Genomic DNA, 21,916 nt, shown 5'->3' on the forward strand with positions numbered 1-21,916 from the left:
GGGTCCTGCCGCGCCTGCAAGTCGCGCTTGAAGCGGCCGGGGCCCCGTCTAAGCTTGGTGTCATGGAGACCGGCCGTTTCATTTTCGTTGACGTTGCGGCGTGACACCGCTCCTTCTAGGCTCCGAGATCTATCGCGGGTCCAGCTACGGGACGTGGCATCCGCTGCGCGTGCCGCGGGTCAGTACGGTGCTCGACCTGACCCGCGCGATGGGCTGGCTGCCGCCCGCGCGGTTCCGGGCGTCGCCGCGCGCCAAGCCCGCCGCGCTGACGCTCTGGCACACGCAAGATTACGTGGACGCGCTCGAACGCGTCGAGGCGACGCAGGATGCGAGCGAGACCGACACGGCGCGTCACGGCCTCGGCACGCTCTCCAATCCGGTCTTTCCCGAGATGTTCCGCCGCCCCGCCACCGGCGCCGGTGCGTCCCTGCTGGCGGGCGAGCTCCTGCGGGACGGCGGGCGCATCCACAATCCCGGCGGCGGCACGCATCACGGGATGCCCGACCGCGCAAGCGGGTTCTGCTACCTCAACGACGCGGTGCTGGGCATCCTCTCGCTCCGTCGCAACAAGGCGCGGCGGATCGCCTACGTGGACATCGACGCGCATCACATGGACGGGGTGCAGCACGCCTTCGCGGACGATCCCGACACGCTCCTGATCTCCACCCACGAGGAGAAGCGCTGGCCCTTCACCGGCGCGCTCGGGGATGCGGGCGTGGGTCAGGTCTTCAACCTGCCCCTGCCGCGCGCGACCAACGACAGCGAGTTCGCGCTGGCCCGCGACCGGCTGATCCTGCCGGCGGTGGAGGCCTTCGCACCGGACGCGATCGTGATGCAATGCGGCGCCGACGCGGTTGAGGACGACCCGCTGTCGCGCCTGGCACTCTCGAACAACGCGCATTGGGCCTGCCTCGCCGCGCTCATGCCGCTGGCACCGCGCTTCCTGCTACTGGGCGGCGGCGGCTACAATCCGTGGTCCGTGGGCCGGCTCTGGTCGGGGAACTGGGCCGTGCTCTCGGGGAAGGAGATCCCCGACCGCCTGCCCCCCGAGGCGGAGGCGGTGCTGCGCGGCTTGCGCTTCGACGGCAATTCGCGCGGCCGCAACCCGCCGGAACGGTGGTTCACGACGCTGCGCGACCCGCCGTGCGCGGGCCCGGTGCGCGCGGAGATCACCGACCGGGTGGCGCATCTGGCGGCGCGCATCGGCCGGATGCCGGGACGCCCGGCCTGATCCGCGGGACCGGGGCCAGCCCCGGACCCCGGGATATTTGGTAAGCAAAGACGGGGGCCGGACGCGCCGATCGCGTCCGACGCCCCGAGCTTACAGATCGCGGCATTCCGGAACCGCGGTCAGGACCGAGCCGTCCTTCTGCCATTGCAGCAGGTTGCGTACCACGAGGTCGCCCATCGCCGCGCGGGTCTCGTACGTGGCCGACGCGACGTGCGGCAGCAGGACGACGTTCTCCATCTCCTTGAGCGCATCGGGGATCTTCGGCTCGGCCTCGAACACGTCGAGCCCCGCCCCGGCGATCCGCTTGTCGAGCAGCGCCTGGATCAACGCCGCCTCGTCTGTGACCGAGCCGCGCGCGAGGTTGAAGAACAGCCCGTCGGGGCCCAGCGCGTCGAACACTTCGGCGCTCACCAGATGCTCGGTCTCGGCCCCGCCCGGCGTGATGGCGACCAGGACCTCCACCGCCTGCGCGAGCGCGACAGGATTGTCGTGGTAGGTATAGGGCACGTCCTTGCGGCTGCGCGAATGGTAGTGGATCTCCGCATCGAACGCCTCGCAGCGGTCGGCGATGGTCTGCCCGATCCGGCCGAGGCCCAGGATGCCGACCCGGCGCCCCTGGATCGAGCGGGTCAGCGGATAGGCGCCGTCCTTCGCCCAGGCCCCGGAGCGGGCGTGGCGCTCGGACCCGAGCAGATCGCGGGACACGGCGAGCCAGAGCATGACGAAGGTGTTCGCGACCTCGTCGTTGAGCACGTCGGGCGTGTGCGTAACGAGGATCCCGCGCGCCGCGCAGGCCTCGGCGTCGATCGAATCGTAGCCCACGCCGAAGCTGGACACGACCTTCAGTCCCGTCGCGGCCGACAGGACGTCGTCCGGCAGGCCCGCGGTGGTGACGACGGCCGGATAATCCCCGCCGCGCTCGGCGAGGAAGGCGGCGCGGTCCGACTGATCGGCCAGCACGTCGATCTCGAACGCTTCCGCAAGCGCGTCGCGCATGCGGTCGGAGATCGACCCGATCTGGAGGAGTTTCGTGCTACTCATCGATGCGGACGTCCTGCCGCTGGCTGCCCAGCTTCTCGATGGTGAGCTCCATGACGTCGCCCGCCTTCAGATAGACCGCCTCCGGCTTCATGCCCATGCCGACGCCCGGCGGCGTGCCGGTGGAGATGACGTCGCCTGGATGCAGGGTGAACAGCTGGCTCAGATGGGAAATGCAGTCGGCCACGGTGAAGATCATCGTGTTCGTGTTGCCGGTCTGCATCCGCTGGCCGTTCACGTCGAGATGCATGGAAAGGTCCTGCGGGTCGCCCACCTCGTCGCGGGTGACGAGCCACGGCCCGATCGGCCCGAACGTGTCGCAGGACTTGCCCTTGGTCCATTGCCCGCTGAGCCCGGTCTGGAACTCGCGCTCCGACACGTCGTTGATGACGCAATAGCCGGCGACGTAATCCAGCGCCTCCTCCGGCGAAACGTATTTGCAGGTCGTGCCGATCACTACGCCGAGCTCGACCTCCCAATCCCCGCGGGTCGAGCCGCGCGGCAGGATCACGTCGTCATTCGGACCGCCGATCGCCGAATTGGCCTTCATGAACAGGATCGGATGATCGGGGATGTCCGCCCCGGTCTCGGCGGCGTGATCGGAATAGTTCAACCCGATGCACATGAACTTGCCGATATCCGCGACGCAGGGGCCGAACCGGACCGGATGCTCGACCTTCGGAAGCTCCATCGCGTCGAGCTTCGACAGGATGTCGAGCGACTTGTCCGACAGGACCTCGCGGCCGATATCCGCGACCTCGGCGGACAGGTCGCGCAGGTCGCCGTTGTGGTCGATCAGGCCGGGCTTCTCGGCCCCCGGTTCGCCGTAGCGGCAGAGCTTCATCTCGTCGTTCCCCTCTTTCGGTGTCGGTGTCAGTGGTCGATGTCAGTGATTGTCGCGGGCGACGCCCTTCTGCGCGGTGCCGCGATAGGCGTCGGCCCCGCGCAGCGTCATGCCCTCGGCCAGAGAGCCCACGCGCTCGCGAAAGATCTCCTGCCACGGCGTCTGGCTGTCGGGCGTGAAGGGCCGGGCCGGCAGCGCGCGCCGACGGCGCGCGAGTTCCTCCTCGTCGACCAGCATGTCGGCCGTTCCGCGCCCGAGGTCGATGCGCAGACGGTCGCCGGTCTCCACCAGCGCCAGCCCACCACCCGCCGCCGCCTCCGGCGAGGCGTTCAGGATCGAGGGCGAGCCGGACGTGCCCGATTGCCGTCCGTCGCCGATGCAGGGCAGCGCATGGATGTCCTTCTTCAGCAGGTAGGAGGGCGGCCGCATGTTCACGACCTCGGCCGCGCCGGGATAGCCGATCGGGCCGACGCCGCGCATCACCAAGATGCAGTTCTCATCGATCGCAAGGGCTTCGTCGTCGATCTTCGCGTGGTAATCCTCCGGCCCGTCGAACACGACCGCGCGGCCCTCGAAGGCCTCCGGGTCGTCGGGGTTCGACAGGTAGCGCGCTCGGAACTCGGGCGAGATGACCGAGGTCTTCATGATCGCCGAGTCGAACAGGTTGCCCTTGAGGTTGACGAAGCCGGCATCGGCCATCATCGGCGCGTCGACGGGCAGGATGACCTCGGCCATCTCCGAGACCTTGCCCTCGCAATTCGCGCCCATGCTCTGCCCGTTGACCGTCGGCGCGTCCGGATGCGGCAGCAGCCCCGCCCGCATCAACTCGCCCACCACGGCCGGCACGCCGCCCGCATGGTAGTAATCCTCGCCCAGATATTCGCCCGCCGGTTGCAGGTTGACGAGGAGCGGCACCCGATGGCCGAGGTCCTGCCAGTCGTCGTTGTCGAGCGCGACGCCGAGATGCAGCGCGACCGCGTTCAGGTGGATCGGCGCGTTGGTCGAGCCGCCGATGGCCGAGTTCACGACGATGGCGTTCTCGAAGGCCGCGCGGGTCATGATGTCCGACGGCTTCAGGTCCTCGTGCACCATCTCCACGATCCGCTGGCCGGTCTGGTAGCTGATCTGGCCGCGCTGGCGGTAGGGCGCGGGGATGGCCGCGGCGCCGGGCAGCTGCATGCCGAGCGCCTCGGCGAGCGAATTCATCGTCGTCGCCGTGCCCATCGTGTTGCAGTACCCGACCGAGGGCGTGGACGACGCGACGATCTCCATGAAGCCCGCATCGTCGATCTCGCCCGCCGCGTGCAGCTCCCGCGCCTTCCAGACGATCGTGCCCGAGCCCGTCCGCGCACCCCGGAACCAGCCGTTCAGCATCGGCCCGACCGAGAGCGCGATGGCCGGGATGTTGACCGTCGCCGCCGCCATCAGGAGCGCCGGCGTGGTCTTGTCGCAGCCGATCATCAGCACCACGCCGTCGAGCGGATAGCCGTTCAGCGTCTCGACCAGCGACAGATAAGCGAGGTTGCGGTCGAGCGAGGCCGTGGGCCGCTTGCCCGTCTCCTGAATCGGATGGACCGGCACTTCGAGCGGCACGCCGCCCGCCGCGATGATCCCGTCGCGGACCCGCTTGGCGAGTTCCAGATGGTGGCGGTTGCAGGGGCTCAGGTCGCTGCCGGTCTGGGCGATCGCGATGATCGGCTTGTTGCCCTGCAGCTCCTCCCGCGTGAGGCCGTAATTGAGATATCGCTCCAGATAGAGCGCCGTCATCTCCCGATTGTCGGGATTGTCGAACCACAGGCGGGAGCGGAGCTTGGTCATCGTGCGATACCCGGATTTGTTAAGCTTCTGTAAGGGGTTACCCTCGGGTAACCCGGATCGTCATTGCCCGGACCAGCCGCCGTCGATGATGTGCGGATGGCCGGTGGTGAAGGCGCTCTCGTCGGAGGCGAGGTAGGTGACGAGCGCGGCGATTTCCTTCGCGGTCGCGACGCGTCCCATCGGCTGGCGGGCGACGAACTGCGCCATCGCCTCGTCCTTGGAGCCGAGCTGCTGGCCCAGTGCGTCGACGCGCTCGTGCCAGGACGGCGATTCGACGGTGCCGGGGCAGATCGCGTTGCAGCGGATGCCCTGCTTCACGTAATCGACCGCGACCGACTTGGTGAGCCCGATCACCGCCGCCTTGGTCGCGCCGTAGACGAAGCGGTTCGGCGCGCCGATCACCGAGGAGCAGGCCGAGGACATGTTGATGATCGAGCCGCCCCCGGCTTCCAGCATGATCGGCAGCGCGGCGCGGATGGTGCGGAACATCGAGGTCACGTTCAGGTCGAAGCCGAACACCCAGTCCGCGTCGCTCGCATCCATGACCGTGCCGTGATGCACGAAGCCCGCGCAGTTGAAGAGCACGTCCGGCCGTGCGCGTTCGATGCCGTCGCGGACCGAAGAATCGTCGCGTGCGTCGAGCGCGTAGGTCTCGCAATCGAGCCCGTCGAGGAGGGTTGCGTCGAGGTCGGTCGCGAAGACCTCGGCCCCCTCGGCGATGAACATCTCGGCCGTGGCGCGGCCGATGCCCTGTCCGGCGGCGGTGATCAGCGCGCGCTTGCCTTGCAGTCTCTCGGTCATGGCATCCTCCCCGTTGTGCTTCCGGCTAAGGGGTTTCAGGGTGGCGTGCAACGGAGGAGACGCACATGACCCAGCTTACCCTGCTCGGAACCGGATTGATGGGCGCGCCGATGGCACGCAACCTGATCCGCGCGGGCCACGACCTGCGGGTCTGGAACCGCTCGCCCGAAAAGGCCCGTGCCATCGAGGGGGCGCAGGCCTGCGACGACCCGGCGGAGGCGGTCGCGGGCTCAGGCATCGTGATCTCCATGCTGTCGGACGGACCGGCCTCCGCGGAAGTCGAGAGCGCCGCGCGGGCCGGGTTCGCGGACGGGGCGATCTGGGTCGAGATGGCCTCGATCCGCCCCGCCGAGGCACGTGCCGCGGGCGAACGGTTCGCCAAGCGGGGCATGGGATACGTGGACGCACCCGTCTCGGGCGGCACCAAGGGCGCGGAAGGCGGGACGCTCGCGATCATGGCTGGCGGCGAGGCGGACGCCTTCGGGCGCGTCGCGCCGGTGCTCGAGGCGATGGGCCGGCCGGTCCATGTCGGCCCCGTCGGGACGGGCCAGCTCGCCAAGCTCGCCAACCAGGCCATCGTCGCCTGCACCATCGCGGCCGTGGCCGAGGCGACGTTGCTGCTGGAAGAAGGCGGCGCCGATCCGGCCGCGGTGCGCGAAGCGCTCCGGGGTGGCTTCGCCGACAGCACGATCCTGCAACAGCACGGTGCGCGGATGACGGCGCGGGACTTCGCACCCGGCGGGCCGGCCCGGTTGCAGATCAAGGACCTGGAGAACGTCCTCGATGCAGCGGGCGCACTGGACCTGCCGGCGGTCCGGGCGGTGACCGATCGGTTCAGGACCCTCCGCGACGAGATGGACGGCGGCGATCTCGACCATTCCGCGCTCTATCTCGAACTGCGACGCCGCAACGAGGGGAATTGAACAGAAACATAAGCTTGCACGGCGAAGATTACAGGAAGTGTCGACGGTGATGCGCCTCGATCGCGGCGCGCAGCGCGGACGCGTCGCTGCCGAGCGCGGCGTTGACGATGGCCTGATGCTCCTCGATCACCGTATGGAAATGCGTCGCGACGCGTCGGCTCTCGAGATCGTGGATCTGCTGGATGAACTGCATGTAGACGCCTTCGAAGGTCTCGATGAGCGGCGGAACCCCGCATTCCGCGATGAGCGTGCGGTGGAAGTTGTGTTCGGCTTCCATCCAGAGGTCCATGTACGGGGCGCCCTCCGATCGTCGGGCGATCTGCGCCTCGATGTGGATCAGCGAATGATGCGCGGCCGCGAGACGCGCCTCCCAGGGCAGGCCGCCCCGGCCCATCGAGCGGACCGCCCCCTCCTGCTCCAGCATCACCCGGAACCGGGCGAGCCCGTCGCGCCGCTCGGCCGAGACCCGGCTGGCGCGGAACCCGCGCTGGATCGCGAAATCGGCCAGCCCGACCTTGGAAAGTTGCAGAAGGACGTCGCGCACCGTGTTGGCGGAACAGCCGTATTCGTGCTGCAGGACGGAGGGCATGAGCTTGGCCCCGGGCGCGAATCCTCCGGCGAGCAGCCGGCCCTGAAGGTCGGCATAGATCGCCGGCGTGTCCCTGCGGGTCGTCATATCTGCCACGTGGGCGCCCCTCCCGCAATTTCGATATTCCGGCGAATATCATCTGTCGAGAGATTTTCATTTTTTGTGTTTGCGGACGCGCGCCGAGCCGCTAGGGTCGCGAAACATCCCCGAGGGAGGTTCGATCGCTCGGATTTTCGGGGCCAGTGACACTATCGGGAGGACATCATGAAGACCATCGCCTTCGCGCTCGCCGCGACCACCGCCCTCGCCGGCGCCGCGGCCGCGCAGCAGACGACCCTGCGCATCCAGACGCATTACAATCCCGAGCAGACGAGCGGTCAGCTCGCGCAGGAATTCTTCGACCGGATCGAGACGATGTCGAACGGCGAGATCACGATCGAGCCGTTTTTCTCCTCCTCGGTCGTCAAGACGGTGGAAACCTTCGACGCGGCCGCGACCGGCATCCTCGACTGCGACATGACGGGCGGCGCCTACCAGACCGGCAAGAACCCCGCCTTCCAGTTCGTCGGCGACATCATGGGCGGCTACGACACGCCCTACCAGCAGCTCTCGTGGCTCTATTACGGCGGCGGCCTCGAGGCGGCGCAGGAACTCTACAACCAGTTCGACATGCAGCTCGTCGGCTGGTGGGTCTACGGGCAGGAGAGCCTGTCCTCGAAGACGCCGGTCACCACCGTGGCCGACCTGCAGAACTGGAAGTTCCGCTCGCCCCCGGGCATGGAGACGAAGATCTTCGAGAAGCTCGGCGCCGTCCCGGTCGTGATGGACTTCACCGAGGTCTTCACCGCGCTGGAGACGGGGATCATCGACGCGACCGATTATTCCGGCCTCGCAAACAACGAGAGCATCGGCCTGTTCGACCTCGTCGGCAATGCGACCTATCCGGGCTTCCACTCGATGCCCTCGGACCACCTCGCCTGCAACAAGACCGTGTGGGACGGGATGCCCGAGCATCACCGCGCGATCATCTCCACCGCGATGGAATCGCTGGCGCTGCGCACGGCGCTCTCCTTCGAGAAGCTGAACGCGGAAGCGGCGGCGCGGCTGCGCGAATCCGGCGTGACGCTGTCGAGCTGGTCGGACGAGGATCGGCAGGAGTTCCGCGACGCGGCGCAGGCGACCTGGCCGGAATTCGCCACAACGCCCGAGGCGGAGGCGCTGGTCGAGTCGCACATGGCCTACCTGACCGATCTGGGCCTTGTCTCCGGCGGTGCGGGTGACGGGTCCGAGACCGAGGCCCCCGAGTCCGAGTGACCGGCCTCTGAGTCCCGGCGCGGCCCCGGGGGGCCGCGCCGACCCGACGGGTCCGCGGCAGGGGGAGGTGCCGCGATCCGGGGCGGGCGGCCCGAACCGCACCGGGCTGCCCGCCTGACCGTCCGGGTCATCCGAAGTCCCAGGGGAACCCGTCATGAGATCTGCATCCGACGACGACGTCCAGACCACGCCCGGCCTGTTGCAACTGGCCATGCCGGCGCTGTTCACGCTCTGCTTCGCCTGGGCGATGTGGCGGATGCCGGCCTTCCTGATGACCTTCACCGCCGACGGCCCGACGGTCGATGCGCTGGCCCGCCGCTACGACGCTGCCGGGCCCGTGGCCTGGGTCGCGCTGATCGGCGCGTTCGTGTTCTTCGTGCTCGGCGTGGCCACGGTGCGCCGCGCGCCGATGGAATACGAGGACTGGGGCTGGTTCGACCGCATCTCGGTCTTCGTGGGCCGGGTGACGATGATGCTCATCGGGGCGCTGGTCTGCGTCATGGTGTTCGAGGTGTTCATGCGCTACGTGGTCGAGCGGCCGACGCTCTGGGCCAACGAGCTGTCGCTGTGGATGGCGGGGTTCATCTTCATCCTGTCGGGCCTCTACGCGATGCAGCAGCGCAGCCATATCCGCATCTACCTGCTCTACGACATCATGCCGCGCGCGCTCCAGAAGGTCTGCGACGTGATCTCCGTCGCGCTGATCCTGGCCTTCGCCTTCTTCCTGTTCTGGGGCGGCTGGGGCGAGGCCAGCCAGAAATACCTCCGCTGGGAGACCTTCGGCACCGCCTTCGACCCGCCGATCCCGGCGACGCTCAAGCCGATGATCCTGATCGTGGTGACGCTGGTCGCGATCCAGGCCGTGGCGAACCTGATCCGCGACTGGAACGCCGAACCGGTCGTGCACAGCGCCGCCGACGACATCGACCCGGACGAGGTCGAGCGGCTGCGCCGTCAGGTCGGCGCGGAGTGATCCGGCACAGCGACCGATACGACTGACTGACCGAGGGGGCGACGGATGGACGTCGGAACGATATCGCTGATCCTGCTGATCGCGCTGATGCTGCTGCTCGCGATCGGCATGCCGCTGGGCTTCGCCTCCGCGATCCTCGCGGTCGCGGTGCTGGTGATGAAGTTCGAGCCCGCGCTTCTGACCGCGCCCTGGACCTTCGGCGAAGGGATGCTCACGGGGCGTTTCGGGTCGGGGCCGCTCAACATCCTGGCGCAGAAGATCTACGGGCTGCTGACCGACTACGTCCTGATCTCGATCCCGCTCTTCATCTTCATGGCGGCGCTGCTGGAGCGGTCGGGAATCGCGAAGGACATGTATTCCTCGCTCAACGTCTGGATGAACCGGACGCGGGGCGGCATCGCCATCGTCACCTCGATCATGGCGGTGATCATGGCGGCGATGTCGGGGATCATCGGCGGCGAGGTCGTGCTGCTGGGCCTGATCGCGCTGCCGCAGATGCTGCGGCTGGGCTACGACCGCAACCTCGCCATCGGCACGATCTGCGCCTCCGGCTCGCTCGGCACGATGATCCCGCCCTCGATCGTGCTGATCATCTACGGGCTCATCACCGAGACCTCGATCAAGGCGCTGTTCACCGCGGCCTTCCTGCCGAGCTTCATGCTGGCCTCCTTCATCATCATCTACATCATCGTCCGGACGCAGGCGAACCCGGCCCTCGCCCCCCTGCCCGAGGCGTCGCCCGACGACCCGCCGCCGGGGGAGAAGGACATGCTCTTCGGCGCGTTCCTCGCGATCCTCGTCGCGGGTTTCGGGACGGCCCTGTTCCTGCGCGCGCTGTTCTTCACGGTGACGGGGCAGAACGCGGTCGTCGAGGGGGTGGACGCGATCGTGCTCGGCACCCCCGGACATGTCGTGACCTTCGGGATCGTCGTGGCGGTGGCGCTCGCGCTCCTCTTCCTCGTCTTCAAGCCGCACCGCGCGAAGCGGGGCTGGTCAATGGGCAAGGGCCTCGTCGCGCCGATCGTGGTGATCGGCGTGGTGCTCGGCTCAATCTACGGCGGCATATCCGGCATCACCGAAGCCGCGGGGATGGGCGTCGTGGCGGTCTTCCTGATCGCGGTGTTCCGGGGCGAGGCCAACGTGGAGCTCGTCTGGGACTCGATGATGCGGACGCTCAAGTCGACCGGCACGATCATCTGGGTCACGATCGGCGCGGCCACGCTCGCGGGCGCCTACACGATCGCGGGGGGCCCCACCTACGTGGCGAACCTGATCGTCTCGGCGGACCTGCCGACGATGGGCATCCTGCTGACGATGATGGTGATCCTCCTCTTCATGGGCGCGTTCATGGACTGGGTGGGGATCGTGCTCCTCATCATCCCGGTCTTCCTGCCGATCGTGCAGCGCCTGCCGATCGAGGAGATCGGGCTTCTCGGCACGCTCGAGCCGTCGCAGCTCTCGATCTGGTTCGGCGTGCTCTTCTGCATGAACATGCAGGTCAGCTTCCTGTCGCCGCCCTTCGGCCCGGCCGCCTTCTACCTGAAATCGGTCGCCCCGCCCGAGATCTCGCTCACCGACATCTTCCGCGGCTTCCTGCCCTTCATCGGCATCCAGCTCCTCGCCCTGTCGATCCTGCTGATCTACCCACCGATCATCGCCATCCTGCTCGACTGAGGTCCCGCGCGGCTCCGGTCCGGCCCGTCTTTGCTTCGCAAATATCCCGGGGCTCCGGGGCTGGCCCCGGTCCCGTGCCTGGCCGCGTGCGCAGGCGGGGCCTTCTAACTTCCCCGGCCGGGGTCTATGACGATGGCATTCCCAGCCGACCGAGCCTCCGATGACCCGAACCATTCGCCTGCACGCCTCCGACAACGTCGTTACCGCGACCGGCCCGATGGAGGCCGGGGCGGCGGTGGAGGACGTGGTCACGGCGACGCTGATCCCGTCCGGCCACAAGATCGCGACCGCGCCGATCGCCACCGGCGGCGCGATCCTGAAATACGGGCAGATCATCGGCTACGCCTCCACCGACATCGCGCCGGGCGACCATGTCCACGTCCAGAACTGCGCGTTCCGGGCCACCGACCACGCCTACGAGTTCGGCACCGACCTGCGCCCGGTCGAGCCCGCCACGGGCGACACCTTCATGGGCTACCGTCGCAAGAACGGCAGCGTCGGCACCCGGAACTACGTCGCCGTGCTGACCTCGGTGAACTGCTCGGCCACCGCCGCCCACATGATCGCCGACGCCTTCGGGCCGGAGGAGATGGCGCAATACCCGAACGTCGACGGCGTCTGCGCCTTCACCCACGGCACCGGCTGCGGCATGGCAGGCGACGGCGACGGGTTCGAGGCGTTGCAGCGGGTGATGTGGGGCTATGCCCGCCATCCGAACCACGCCGCCGTCCTGATGGTGGGTCTGGGTTGCGAGATGAACCAGATCGACTGGCTGCTCGACGCCTGGGGGCTGGAGCATTCGCCGACCTTCCAGACGATGAACATCCAGAACGTCGCCGGCCTGCGCCGCACCGTCGAGGCGGGGATCGCGAAGATCCGCGCGATGCTGCCCATCGCCAACGAGGCGGTACGCGAGCCCTGCCCCGTTTCCGAACTGACGGTCGCGCTGCAATGCGGCGGCTCGGACGCCTGGTCGGGGATCACCGCGAACCCGGCGCTGGGCCATGCCTGCGACCTGCTGGTGGCGCAGGGCGGGACCGGCGTGCTGGCCGAGACGCCGGAGATCTACGGCGCCGAGCACCTGCTCACGCGCCGCGCGGTGGACGACGCGACGGGCGCGCGGCTCGTCGGCCTGATCGAATGGTGGAAGGACTATACCGAGCGCAACCGCGGCTCGATGGACAACAACCCCTCGCCCGGCAACAAGAAGGGCGGGCTGACCACGATCCTCGAGAAGTCGCTCGGCGCGGCGGCGAAGGGCGGGACGACCCCGCTCACCGGCGTCTACAAATACGCCGAGCAGGTCCGCGCCCATGGCTTCACCTTCATGGACAGCCCCGGCTACGACCCGGCCTCGGTGACGGGACAGATCGCGGGGGGCTGCAACCTCGTCTGCTTCACGACGGGGCGCGGCTCCGCCTTCGGCTCGAAGCCCGCGCCGACGATCAAGGTCGCGACGAACCAGACGCTGTTCGACCGGATGCCCGAGGACATGGACGTGAACGCCGGCGACATCCTCGACGGTCGGTCCAGCGTGGAAGCGAAGGGCCGCGAGATCTACGAGACCTTCCTGCGCGTGGCCTCCGGCGAGACGACCAAGTCCGAGGCGCAGGGGTTGGGCGACCACGAATTCGTGCCGTGGCAGATCGGGGCGGTGATGTGACGCCGGCCCCGTGGCGTTGACCGCACGGGCCGGGGCGTCCGTCATCCTTCTCGAACGGCACCGGACGCACCACTGATGCCGCCGCCGATCCCGGTTTCCCGGCTCGCGCGGCCGCGCGTCGACGATGCCGGCCGCGGCATCCTGCTGATGCTTGTGGCCAATGCCTTCTTCGCGATGAACGACACGTCGGTGAAGTGGCTGTCGCTCGCGGGGCTGCCCGCGCTGCAGCTCGCCTTCATGCGCTACGCCACGCATCTCGTGCTTTCCACCGGACCGATGCTCGGCCGCGACCATTCCGGCTGGACCGCACCCTGGCCGCTTTCGGGGCTGATGCTGCTGCGCGGGGGGCTGCTTCTCGTCTCGACCATCACCAATTTCGTCGCGCTGCGCTATCTGGACCTGACGACGATCGCGGCGATCACCTTCTCCTCGCCGATCCTCGTCTCCGCGCTTTCCGTGCCGCTTCTGGGCGAACGCGTGGGGCGGTGGCGCTGGGCGGCGATCGCCGTGGGCTTCGCGGGAGTCCTCGTCGTCGTGCGCCCCTGGGACGCTTCGTTCCACTGGGCGATGCTCCTGTCGCTGACGAGCGCGCTAGCGCTGTCGCTCTTCTCGATCCTGACGCGGCGGCTCGCGGGGGTGGCGGCGCCGCGGACGATGCAGCTCTATGCCGGGCTGGTCGGCACGGCGATCCTCGCCCCGTTCATGTTCTGGGTCTGGCAGATGCCGGCGACGGCGTTCGAATGGGCGCTGATGATCGGCTTCGGCGGCCTCGCCTGGACCGGGCACCACTTCTTCTCGCACGCGCATGGCTTCGCGCCGGCCAGCGTGCTGATGCCCTTCAGCTACGCCTTCCTCATCTACATGGCCGCGACGGGCTTCTTGGTCTTCGGCACGGTCCCTGAGGCGACGACCATTCTCGGCGCGATGGTGATCGCGGCGGCGGGGCTGTTCATCTGGTGGCGCGAACGGAGGGTGACGTGAAGGTCGGATTGATCGGGACGGGAATGGTCGCGGCGACGCATGTGGCGGCGATCCGCGACGCGGGGCTGGAGCTCGCGACGGTGCTGGCGCGCGATCCGGCGAAGACGCGGGCCTTCGCCGAGACACACGGCGCGCGGGCGGTCGAGAGCGTCGCGGCGCTCGCGGAGGGTGTCGATTTCGTCATTCTCCTGACCCCGCCCAACGCGCGGCAGGACCACGTGGCGGAACTGGCCCGGGCGGGCGTGCCGATCCTCGCGGAGAAGCCGCTCGAGCGCGACCTCGCGCGGGCGACGGCGCTGGTGGACCTCTGCGAGGCGGCGAACGTGCCCTTCGGCGTGACGCTGCAGCACCGGATGCGCCCCGCCGCAAAGGCGCTCGCGAAGGAGATGGCGGGGCTCGGGCAGATCGCCTCGGTCGACCTGCGCGTGCCCTGGTGGCGGGACCCGAGCTATTACGACGAACCCGGCCGCGGCACCTACGAGCGCGATGGCGGCGGGGTGCTGCTGACGCAGGCGATCCATTCGATCGACCTGATGCTGCATCTCTGCGGCCCCGTGGCCGCGGTGCAGGCGATGGTGGCGACGACGCCGCTCCACGATCTGGAGGCGGAGGATTTCGCGGCCGCCGCGTTGCGGTTCCGCGGGGGGGCCACGGGCGCGCTGATGGCCTCGGTCACGCACCGGCCCGGCGGGACGGAGGTGCTCACGGTCAACGGGACCGACGGTTCGGCCGTGCTCGTGGGCGGGGAGCTCACGGTCACCGGAGCGGACGGCGAACGCCGCAGCTTCGGCGAGCCGGCCGCGGGCACCGGCGGCGGGGCCGACCCGATGGCGTTCCAGCACGATTGGCACCAGGCGGTGATCGAGGATTTCGCCGCGGCCCTGCGCGAGGGACGCGCCCCGGCGATCCCGGCGCGGGACACGCTGCCGGCCATCGCGCTCATCGACGCGATCCAGGCCTCGGCGCGGTCGGGACAACGAGAGGAGATCGAGAATGTCTGAGGGAATCGCCGTCATCGGCATCGACCACCGGCACTGCTACACGATGGTCGCGAACCTGATTGAGGCCGGCGGGCATCTGGTCGGCTGGGCCACCGAGGGGGAGCCCGGCACGCTCGAGGGCTGGGTCGAGCGCTACCCCGACGCGCCGCGTCGCACGGAGGCGGAGCTGCTCGCGGACCCGGAGGTCACGATCGTGGTCACCGCGGGCGTCCCGTCCGAGCGGCCGGGTATCTCCTGCCGCGCCATGCAAGCGGGCAAGCACGTCCTGAGCGACAAGCCGGGCGCGCTGACGCAGGACGATCTGGAGGACATTCGCCGGACTGCCGGGGCGACGGGACGCATCTGGGCCGTCGATTTCAGCGAACGGTTCGAAGTGCCGGGCATGACCCGCGTCTCGCGCCTCGTGGCCGAGGGCGCCATCGGCGAGGTGATCGACGTGACGCTGCTGGCGCCACACCGGCTGAACGCGCCGACGCGCCCGGACTGGTTCTGGGACCACGCGAAGGGCGGTGGCATCCTCGCGGATATCGGATCGCACCAGATCGAGCAGGTGCTGCACCTGTCCGGGTCCACCGAAGCCGAAATCCTGTTCGCCGAGGCCGATTGCCTGCGCGCGCCGCCGTTCCAGGACCGGGGTCGCATCGCCATGCGCACGGGCCGGACCAGCGGGACCATCCTGCTGCACTGGTACACGCCCGACGGGCTGCCCACCTGGGGGGACGGACGGCTCTTCGTCACCGGGACGGATGGCTTCATCGAGATCCGCAAATACGTCGATCCCGAGGGGGCGGAGGGCGGCAATCACGTCATCCTCGTCAACAACGACCGTTCGGAGCGCTGGCAGGCCTCCGACGAGCCGCTGCCCTTCTTCGCGGGCTTCCTCGATGGCGTCCGGACGGGCCGCATGCCGGACCCGGAGCATCCGTTCCGCGTCATGGCGCTCGCCATCGAGGCGCAGGCGATGGCGGACGCGACCGGCGCGTGCTGACCTTCGCGGCGGCGGTCGTCTTCCTGATCGCCACGCCCGGCCCCGGCGTCCTCTCGACCGCCGGGATCGGGGCCGCCTACGGGGCGCGGCCGGGCCTGCGCTACCTCGTCGGCCTCTTCCTCGGCTCGAACGTCGTGGCGCTGGCCGTCATCTCGGGCCTGGCCGCGCTCATCCTCGCGGATGCACGGCTCCGCGTCGTCCTGCTTCTGGCCTCCGCGGGCTACCTGCTCTACCTCGCCTTCAAGATCGCCACGGCCGGCGCCCGCATCGCCTTCATCGAGGCGCGCCGGGAGCCCGGCATGATCGACGGTCTGGCGCTGCAGGCGATCAACCCCAAGGCCTATGCGGTGAACACCACCCTGTTCTCCGGCTTCCCGATCTTCACCGAAGCGACCCTGGCCGAGGCGCTCGTCAAGCTGGCGATCATGAACGCGATCTGGGTGCCGCTGCACCTCGCCTGGCTCGGCGCCGGCATCGGGCTCCGTCGCCTCGACCTCGCGCATCGGACGCAACGGGCGATCAACGTGGGGATGGCGGTGGCGATGCTGGCGGTCGTGGGAATGGCCCTGGCCACGCTCGCCCCCTAGACGGGGTGACCTATCGGGACGGCGGCCGACGGCACATCGTCGTTCACGGCCGCCTCCATCCCTCGATCCGCAGATACAGGCTGCGGCATGAAAAGCCTCCCACATGCCGGGGATCGGCAATCCGGGGGCGCGTGCCGGACCCGCTGCCCTGTTCCGATGCGACTCGTTCGGCTCGAAAAACCCGGCGCAGTGCCTCCCGTCGCACCGGACAGCTTGGCTGCGGTCGAGGGCGACGGGGAAACGCGGTCGTCGCCGCATTCGAGGATCGATGCCAAGGTCCTTGCGCCGCGTGCCGCGCACCTCTCCGGCGAGCGGACGGGCGACCTTCAGACCCCATCGCGATGCCTGACGTCACGGATATCCCTGACGCCCGTGTTGCGATCTGCCGTCATCGGTGGTGATATCCGCGCCTGACGCGCGGCCCACGGAGCCGCCGCGACACGATCGTGGAGGAGGAGCCATATGTTTGTGAAACAGATGACCGTGACCAGCCTGCTTGCGGGTGCGCTGGCCCTGACCGGGCAGGCTGCGCTGGCGCAGGAGGAGTGCAGCGATCGCGGCGCGCTCGACAGCATGTATTGCGACGCGGACGGCGACCTCGTCGCAGACGCGCCGGAGGACGAAAGCGAGCTGTCGAACCCCGACACGCTGGTCTTCGCCTACACGCCGGTCGAGGACCCGGCGATCTACGAGGACATCTGGGACCCGTTCATCGCGCATCTCGAGGAGGTCACCGGCAAGGACGTGCAGTTCTTCGCGGTCCAGTCGAACTCGGCCGAAGTCGAGGCGATGCGGTCCGGCCGATTGCACATCGCGGGCTTCTCGACCGGCCCGACCCCCTTCGCGGTAAACCTTGCCGGCGCGGTGCCGTTCGCGATCATGGGCTCGGACGACGGGCGCTTCGGATACACGCTGCAGGTCTACACCCAGGCGGATAGCGACATCCAGGAGATGCCGGATCTCGCCGGCAAGCGGGTCGCCCATACGTCGCCGACCTCGAACTCGGGGAACCAGGCGCCGCGGGCGCTGTTCCCCGATCTCGGCGTGGTTCCGGACGAGGATTACGAGGTGACCTATTCGGGCAGCCACGACCAGTCGATGCTGGGCGTCGTGGCCGGCGACTACGATGCCGCCCCCGTCGCCTCGGAGGTGGTCGACCGGATGGCCGAGCGTGGTCTCTACGATCCCGAGGAAGTGCGCATCGTCTGGGAAAGCGATCCGTTCCCGACGACCTCCTATACCTACGCCCACGACCTTGCCCCCGAACTCAAGGACGCGATCGAGGAGGCGTTCTTCTCGTTCGACTTCGAGGGCACCGCGCTCGGGGAGGAGTTCACCGGCGTGAGTAAGTTCATCCCGGTCACCTACGAGGACCAGTGGGCGGTCATCCGTCAGATCCAGGCGGCGAACGGCGTGCAGTACACGCCCGAGGGCCTCGCGGCCGAGTGACGTGGCCTCGGGTCCGGCCGGTCTGCGGCCGGACCCTCTCAGGAGATTCCCATGCTGAAGATCACCGACCTGGTGAAGCGCTACGGCGGCGGCGACCCGGTGCTCAAGGACCTCGGCCTGACGATCGAGGGCGAGAGCGTCGTCTCGATCATCGGCTCGTCCGGCGCGGGCAAGTCGACGCTGCTGCGCTGCATCAACCGGCTGGTCGAGCCGACATCGGGCTCGATCGTGCTCAACGGCACGGAGCTGACCCGCCTGCGCGGCCGCCACCTGCGCGAGGCGCGGCGCAAGATCGGCATGGTGTTCCAGAGCTTCAACCTCGTCGACCGCCTGACGGTGATGGAAAACGTGCAGTCCGGGCGGCTGGGCTACATCTCGACATGGGCCGCAATCATGCGGCGCTATCCGAAGGACGACATCCGCCGCGCCTACGAGCTGATGGAGCGGGTGGGCATCGCGCATTACGCCAACAAGCGCGCCGACGAGCTGTCGGGCGGCGAGCGGCAGCGGGTCGGCGTCGTCCGCGCCCTGATGCAGAAGCCCGAGATCCTGCTTGCCGACGAACCCACCGCGTCGCTCGACCCGAAGACGTCGGAGCAGATCATGGGCCTGCTGCGCGATCTCTCGCGCGAGCTGAAGCTGCCGGTGCTGATCAACATCCACAACGTGCACGAGGCGCGGGAATACACCGACCGCATCGTCGGCATGCGCTACGGCCGGATCATCTTCGACGACGCGCCCGGCGCGCTGGACCAGGAGGCGATGGACCGGATCTATTCCGGCAGCCCCGCCGCCGACCGCGCCGACGGGTTGAGGCAGGCGTCGTGAGCCATCCCGACACCTGGCAACGGCCCCCGTTCATATCGAACCCGGTGCTGCGCTGGGCGGTGTATCTCGGCGTCATCGTCTATGTCGGCTGGACACTCGTCACCCTGCCGATCGACTGGGGACGCGTGGCCGAGGGGCTCGTTCGGGCGCAACGCATCTTCGGCGGCGCCTTCCCGCCGAGCTTCGAGCGTTCGGGGCTGCTGATCGACGGGTTCCTCGAAAGCCTCAAGATCGCCGTTCTGGCGACGGCAGGTGGGGTCCTGCTGTCGATCCCGATCGCCTTCATGGCCGCGCGCAACATCGCGCCCAGGCCGGTCTTCTACCTGGGCCGGGCCATCGTCATCGTGGCACGCAGCTTCCATCCGGTGATCGTGGCCATCATCTTCGTCAAGGCCGTCGGCTTCGGGCCATTCGCCGGCGTCCTGACGCTGATCGTCTATTCCATCGGCTTCGTCGCCAAGATGCTGGCCGAGCGGATCGAGGAGATCGACTTCGGTCAGGTCGAGGCGATGCGGGCGGCGGGGGCCCCCTACTTCTCGACGCTCGCCTACGCGATCTTTCCGCAGATCATGCCGCGACAGATCGGTCTGACGATCTACCAGCTCGACTCGAACCTGCGGGCCTCGGCCGTGGTGGGCATCGTCGGCGCGGGCGGCATCGGCGCGACGCTCGCCAACGCCTTCGGCCGCTACGATTACGACTTCGCCCTGGCCATCACGATGGTCATCGTCGCCGCGATCCTCCTCTCCGAGGGCGTGAGCGGCTGGATCAGGAAGCGCCTATGACCCTCGCCGAGATGGGACGCGACGACTGGGCGCGCTTCACCCTGCGCCAGCGCATGCAGCGCTACGCCGTCTTCGCCGCCTGCGCGCTGGCGGTGGCCTGGGCGCTTGGCTCCATCGAGATCATCTGGGCCTGGGTCTGGGACGCGCCCGTGCAGATGGGCGACCTCTTCGCCCGGATGTATCCGCCCGACCCCACCAACCTCGGCACCATCCTTCGCGTGCTGTGGGAAACGGTGAACATCGCCACCATCGCCACGGCCTTCGCGGTGATCCTGGCACTGCCGGTGGCCTACCTCGCCGCGCAGAACACCACGCCCAACCAGGCGACGCTGTGGCTCGGGCGGCTGATCCTCGTCACCTCGCGGTCGGTCAACACGATCATCTGGGCCCTCCTCTTCGTCGCCATCTTCGGCCCCGGGATCATCGCGGGCATCGTCGCGATCATGTTCCGGTCGATCGGCTTCGTCGGCAAGCTGCTGGGCGAGGCGATCGAGGAGATCGACAAGCGGCCGGTCGAAGCGCTCGAGGCGACCGGCGCGTCGCGCTTCAAGGTCATCGCCTACGCCATCGTTCCGCAGGTGATGCCGACCTTCTGGGCCGTGGCGATCCTGCGATGGGACATCAACCTGCGCGAGTCGACGGTGCTCGGCCTCGTCGGCGCGGGCGGCATCGGCATCATCCTGCAGGGCGCCATAGACACATTCAACTGGCGCGAGGCGGCGATGGTGCTGCTGGCGATCCTGGCGCTCGTCATCCTGGGCGAGATCGTCTCTGCCTGGCTCCGCCGCCGGATCATATGAGCGGCGCCGCGGCGGCGGCGCTCGCCTGGCCGTTCGACGCCTACTGCGCGGTCGCCGATCGGTTGCCGCGGGCGCGCTTCGGTTCGGGCCACAGGTCCGCCGAGACTCTGGGCGAGGTCTGCGATCCCTTCGACGTGATCCTGCTCGACGCCTATGGCGTCCTCAATGTGGGCGAAGCCGCGATCCCGGGCGCGTCCGAACGCGTCGCCGCGCTGCGTCGTGCCGGCAAGCGCGTCATGGTCGTGTCCAACTCCGCGGGCTACCCCAAGCGGGTGATGATGGCGCGCTACGCCCGTCTCGGATTCGATTTCTCGCCCGAGGAGGTCGTCTCCAGCCGCGAGGCGTTGCTGGCCCACCTTGCTTCCCTGCCGCCCCGTCGCTGGGGGCTCATGCTGAATCCGCGCTACGGGCTGGAGGAGTTCGACGCGCCGTCCGGCGAATTTCTGGAAGACGACCGTGCGGCCTACGATCGGGTCGAGGGCTTTCTGCTCGTCGGCTCCGACGGCTGGACCGAGGCTCGGCAAACGCGACTCGAGGACGCGCTTCGCGCGCGGCCGCGCCCGGTCCTCGTCGGCAACCCCGACATCGCCGCCCCGCGCGAGGGCGGCCTCTCACGTGAGCCCGGCCACTTCGCCCACCGTCTCGCCGACAGCACCGGTATCGTCCCCGAATTCTTCGGCAAGCCGTTCCCGGCGATCTACGATCTGGCTCTTGGCCGTATGAGCCCGCGACCCGAACCACCGCGCGTGCTGATGGTCGGCGACACCCTCCACACCGACATTCTGGGCGGGCGCGGCATGGGCTTTGCGACGGCTCTCGTCACCGATTACGGCGCCCTCGCGGGAACCGACGTCGACGCGGCCATCGCCATCTCCGGCATCAGGCCAGACTTCGTCGTCCGCCGACCGTGAGGCCTGCCTCGGTCTCGAGGCTTCACCTGCATACGCATCCGGATCAGATTGACGTTCGTCGAACGCGCCAGGACGTTTCTGATCCGCTCCATCGGCGCGTCGCCAAAATCGTGCAGGATTACGGCCAGTACCTCGGCCCTATGCCCCTTGACGATCCTGCCGAAAGGAACGGTCTCCGATGACAGTTGCCGTCGGGAAAAGGGCACGACGCGCTGCTCGCCGGCATCGGGTCGACAGACCGTGTCCCCCGGCTCGGCGCCCGCGTCCAGATTGATGCCATACACGATCGGTATCGGCCAGCTCCTGAGGCGATGACGGGCGGGCAAGTCGTCCCTCTAGTCAGCGCCCTCCGGGTCAAGGCATCGAGGCCGGGGATTTGCGCGGGCATCCAGTCGAGCGGAGCCTCGGGATCGAAAGGCAGATCCGCCCGAGTCAGTTCTTTCCCCTTAATGCGACACCAAGAGGTTCGCCATCGAGAGCGGTGTCCTGGCGGACACCGACGAGGACGTACCCTGACAAGTGTCGGACACCGTCGAGGACATCGGTGCGGAACGCACCGGTCCCGACCCGGCGCCACCGGGACGCCCGAACGCGAAGAGGGCCCCCTTGCGGGAGCCCTCTCGTCGTTCCAGACCGTGGGTAGTGGCTTACTCGGTGATCTTGGAGACCACGCCGGCGCCGACGGTGCGGCCGCCCTCGCGGATCGCGAAGCGCAGGC

21 protein-coding genes are annotated in these 21,916 nt (G+C 68.7%); 15 read left to right on the plus strand and 6 right to left on the minus strand.

What is annotated here, in order from left to right:
* The first annotated feature begins 100 nt into the window (after window positions 1-100).
* Window positions 101-1,231: an acetoin utilization protein AcuC gene (locus Q1A87_RS09405; RefSeq protein WP_299650211.1), complete on the plus strand. Its 1,131-nt coding sequence runs from the start codon at window positions 101-103 to the stop codon at window positions 1,229-1,231.
* Between the two features lie 90 nt (window positions 1,232-1,321).
* Here the strand turns inward: Q1A87_RS09405 and Q1A87_RS09410 are convergent, their stop codons facing one another.
* The 4 genes from Q1A87_RS09410 to Q1A87_RS09425 are packed head-to-tail and all read right to left on the minus strand — an operon-like array spanning window position 1,322 to window position 5,732.
* Complete coding sequence (locus Q1A87_RS09410) at window positions 1,322-2,272, minus strand: 2-hydroxyacid dehydrogenase (RefSeq protein ID WP_299650214.1); 951 nt, start codon at window positions 2,270-2,272, stop codon at window positions 1,322-1,324.
* On the minus strand, window positions 2,265-3,113 hold the full coding sequence (locus Q1A87_RS09415) for a fumarylacetoacetate hydrolase family protein (protein WP_299650217.1): 849 nt from the start codon (window positions 3,111-3,113) through the stop codon (window positions 2,265-2,267). The genes Q1A87_RS09410 and Q1A87_RS09415 overlap by 8 nt, the downstream gene beginning before the upstream one ends.
* A gap of 42 nt (window positions 3,114-3,155) precedes the next feature.
* Window positions 3,156-4,931, minus strand: coding sequence for an IlvD/Edd family dehydratase (locus Q1A87_RS09420; protein ID WP_299650220.1), 1,776 nt, complete (start codon window positions 4,929-4,931; stop codon window positions 3,156-3,158).
* 60 nt (window positions 4,932-4,991) lie between these two features.
* The gene (locus Q1A87_RS09425) at window positions 4,992-5,732 is read right to left on the minus strand and encodes an SDR family oxidoreductase (RefSeq protein ID WP_299650224.1); all 741 of its coding nucleotides are present in this window, start codon (window positions 5,730-5,732) and stop codon (window positions 4,992-4,994) included.
* A 65-nt stretch (window positions 5,733-5,797) separates the two neighbouring features.
* Between Q1A87_RS09425 and Q1A87_RS09430 the strand changes: the two genes are divergently transcribed.
* Window positions 5,798-6,655: an NAD(P)-dependent oxidoreductase gene (locus Q1A87_RS09430; RefSeq protein WP_299650227.1), complete on the plus strand. Its 858-nt coding sequence runs from the start codon at window positions 5,798-5,800 to the stop codon at window positions 6,653-6,655.
* Window positions 6,656-6,683: 28 nt separating this feature from the next.
* Here Q1A87_RS09430 and Q1A87_RS09435 read toward each other — a convergent pair whose 3' ends face one another.
* On the minus strand, window positions 6,684-7,331 hold the full coding sequence (locus Q1A87_RS09435; RefSeq protein ID WP_299650282.1) for a GntR family transcriptional regulator: 648 nt from the start codon (window positions 7,329-7,331) through the stop codon (window positions 6,684-6,686).
* Window positions 7,332-7,508: 177 nt separating this feature from the next.
* On the opposite strand from Q1A87_RS09435, the gene Q1A87_RS09440 reads away from it, so the two are divergent.
* The 13 genes from Q1A87_RS09440 to Q1A87_RS09500 all read left to right on the plus strand — a co-directional run bounded on the left by Q1A87_RS09440 (window position 7,509) and on the right by Q1A87_RS09500 (window position 21,198).
* Complete coding sequence (locus Q1A87_RS09440; protein WP_299650230.1) at window positions 7,509-8,558, plus strand: TRAP transporter substrate-binding protein; 1,050 nt, start codon at window positions 7,509-7,511, stop codon at window positions 8,556-8,558.
* A gap of 154 nt (window positions 8,559-8,712) precedes the next feature.
* Window positions 8,713-9,531, plus strand: coding sequence for a TRAP transporter small permease subunit (locus Q1A87_RS09445; protein WP_299650233.1), 819 nt, complete (start codon window positions 8,713-8,715; stop codon window positions 9,529-9,531).
* Between the two features lie 45 nt (window positions 9,532-9,576).
* Complete coding sequence (locus Q1A87_RS09450; protein WP_299650236.1) at window positions 9,577-11,205, plus strand: TRAP transporter large permease subunit; 1,629 nt, start codon at window positions 9,577-9,579, stop codon at window positions 11,203-11,205.
* A gap of 160 nt (window positions 11,206-11,365) precedes the next feature.
* Window positions 11,366-12,868 (plus strand): altronate dehydratase family protein, encoded by a 1,503-nt coding sequence (locus Q1A87_RS09455; RefSeq protein WP_299650239.1) that lies wholly within the window; start codon window positions 11,366-11,368, stop codon window positions 12,866-12,868.
* 75 nt (window positions 12,869-12,943) lie between these two features.
* Window positions 12,944-13,849: a DMT family transporter gene (locus Q1A87_RS09460; RefSeq protein WP_299650242.1), complete on the plus strand. Its 906-nt coding sequence runs from the start codon at window positions 12,944-12,946 to the stop codon at window positions 13,847-13,849.
* Entirely contained in the window at window positions 13,846-14,850 is a 1,005-nt protein-coding gene (locus Q1A87_RS09465; RefSeq protein WP_299650245.1) for a Gfo/Idh/MocA family oxidoreductase, read from the plus strand. Before Q1A87_RS09460 ends, Q1A87_RS09465 begins: the two co-directional genes overlap by 4 nt.
* Complete coding sequence (locus Q1A87_RS09470; protein WP_299650248.1) at window positions 14,843-15,838, plus strand: Gfo/Idh/MocA family oxidoreductase; 996 nt, start codon at window positions 14,843-14,845, stop codon at window positions 15,836-15,838. Before Q1A87_RS09465 ends, Q1A87_RS09470 begins: the two co-directional genes overlap by 8 nt.
* Window positions 15,832-16,425 (plus strand): LysE family translocator, encoded by a 594-nt coding sequence (locus Q1A87_RS09475; RefSeq protein ID WP_299650251.1) that lies wholly within the window; start codon window positions 15,832-15,834, stop codon window positions 16,423-16,425. Before Q1A87_RS09470 ends, Q1A87_RS09475 begins: the two co-directional genes overlap by 7 nt.
* A 477-nt stretch (window positions 16,426-16,902) precedes the next feature.
* Window positions 16,903-17,874 carry a phosphate/phosphite/phosphonate ABC transporter substrate-binding protein gene (gene phnD, locus Q1A87_RS09480; protein WP_299650284.1) on the plus strand — a complete coding sequence of 324 codons (972 nt, stop codon included), beginning with the start codon at window positions 16,903-16,905 and terminating at the stop codon, window positions 17,872-17,874.
* A gap of 51 nt (window positions 17,875-17,925) precedes the next feature.
* Window positions 17,926-18,702 carry a phosphonate ABC transporter ATP-binding protein gene (phnC, locus tag Q1A87_RS09485; RefSeq protein ID WP_299650254.1) on the plus strand — a complete coding sequence of 259 codons (777 nt, stop codon included), beginning with the start codon at window positions 17,926-17,928 and terminating at the stop codon, window positions 18,700-18,702.
* On the plus strand, window positions 18,699-19,487 hold the full coding sequence (phnE, locus tag Q1A87_RS09490) for a phosphonate ABC transporter, permease protein PhnE (RefSeq protein WP_299650256.1): 789 nt from the start codon (window positions 18,699-18,701) through the stop codon (window positions 19,485-19,487). Before phnC ends, phnE (Q1A87_RS09490) begins: the two co-directional genes overlap by 4 nt.
* Window positions 19,484-20,287 (plus strand): phosphonate ABC transporter, permease protein PhnE, encoded by an 804-nt coding sequence (phnE, locus tag Q1A87_RS09495; RefSeq protein WP_299650259.1) that lies wholly within the window; start codon window positions 19,484-19,486, stop codon window positions 20,285-20,287. The genes phnE (Q1A87_RS09490) and phnE (Q1A87_RS09495) overlap by 4 nt, the downstream gene beginning before the upstream one ends.
* The gene (locus Q1A87_RS09500; protein WP_299650262.1) at window positions 20,284-21,198 is read left to right on the plus strand and encodes an HAD-IIA family hydrolase; all 915 of its coding nucleotides are present in this window, start codon (window positions 20,284-20,286) and stop codon (window positions 21,196-21,198) included. The genes phnE (Q1A87_RS09495) and Q1A87_RS09500 overlap by 4 nt, the downstream gene beginning before the upstream one ends.
* 647 nt (window positions 21,199-21,845) lie before the next feature.
* On the opposite strand, the gene Q1A87_RS24170 is transcribed toward Q1A87_RS09500, so the two are convergent.
* Window positions 21,846-21,916: hypothetical protein (locus Q1A87_RS24170; protein ID WP_292065646.1), on the minus strand; the 71-nt coding region annotated here is incomplete at its 5' end.

Source organism: uncultured Jannaschia sp. (assembly GCF_947494055.1).
Classification (GTDB): Bacteria; Pseudomonadota; Alphaproteobacteria; order Rhodobacterales; family Rhodobacteraceae; genus Jannaschia.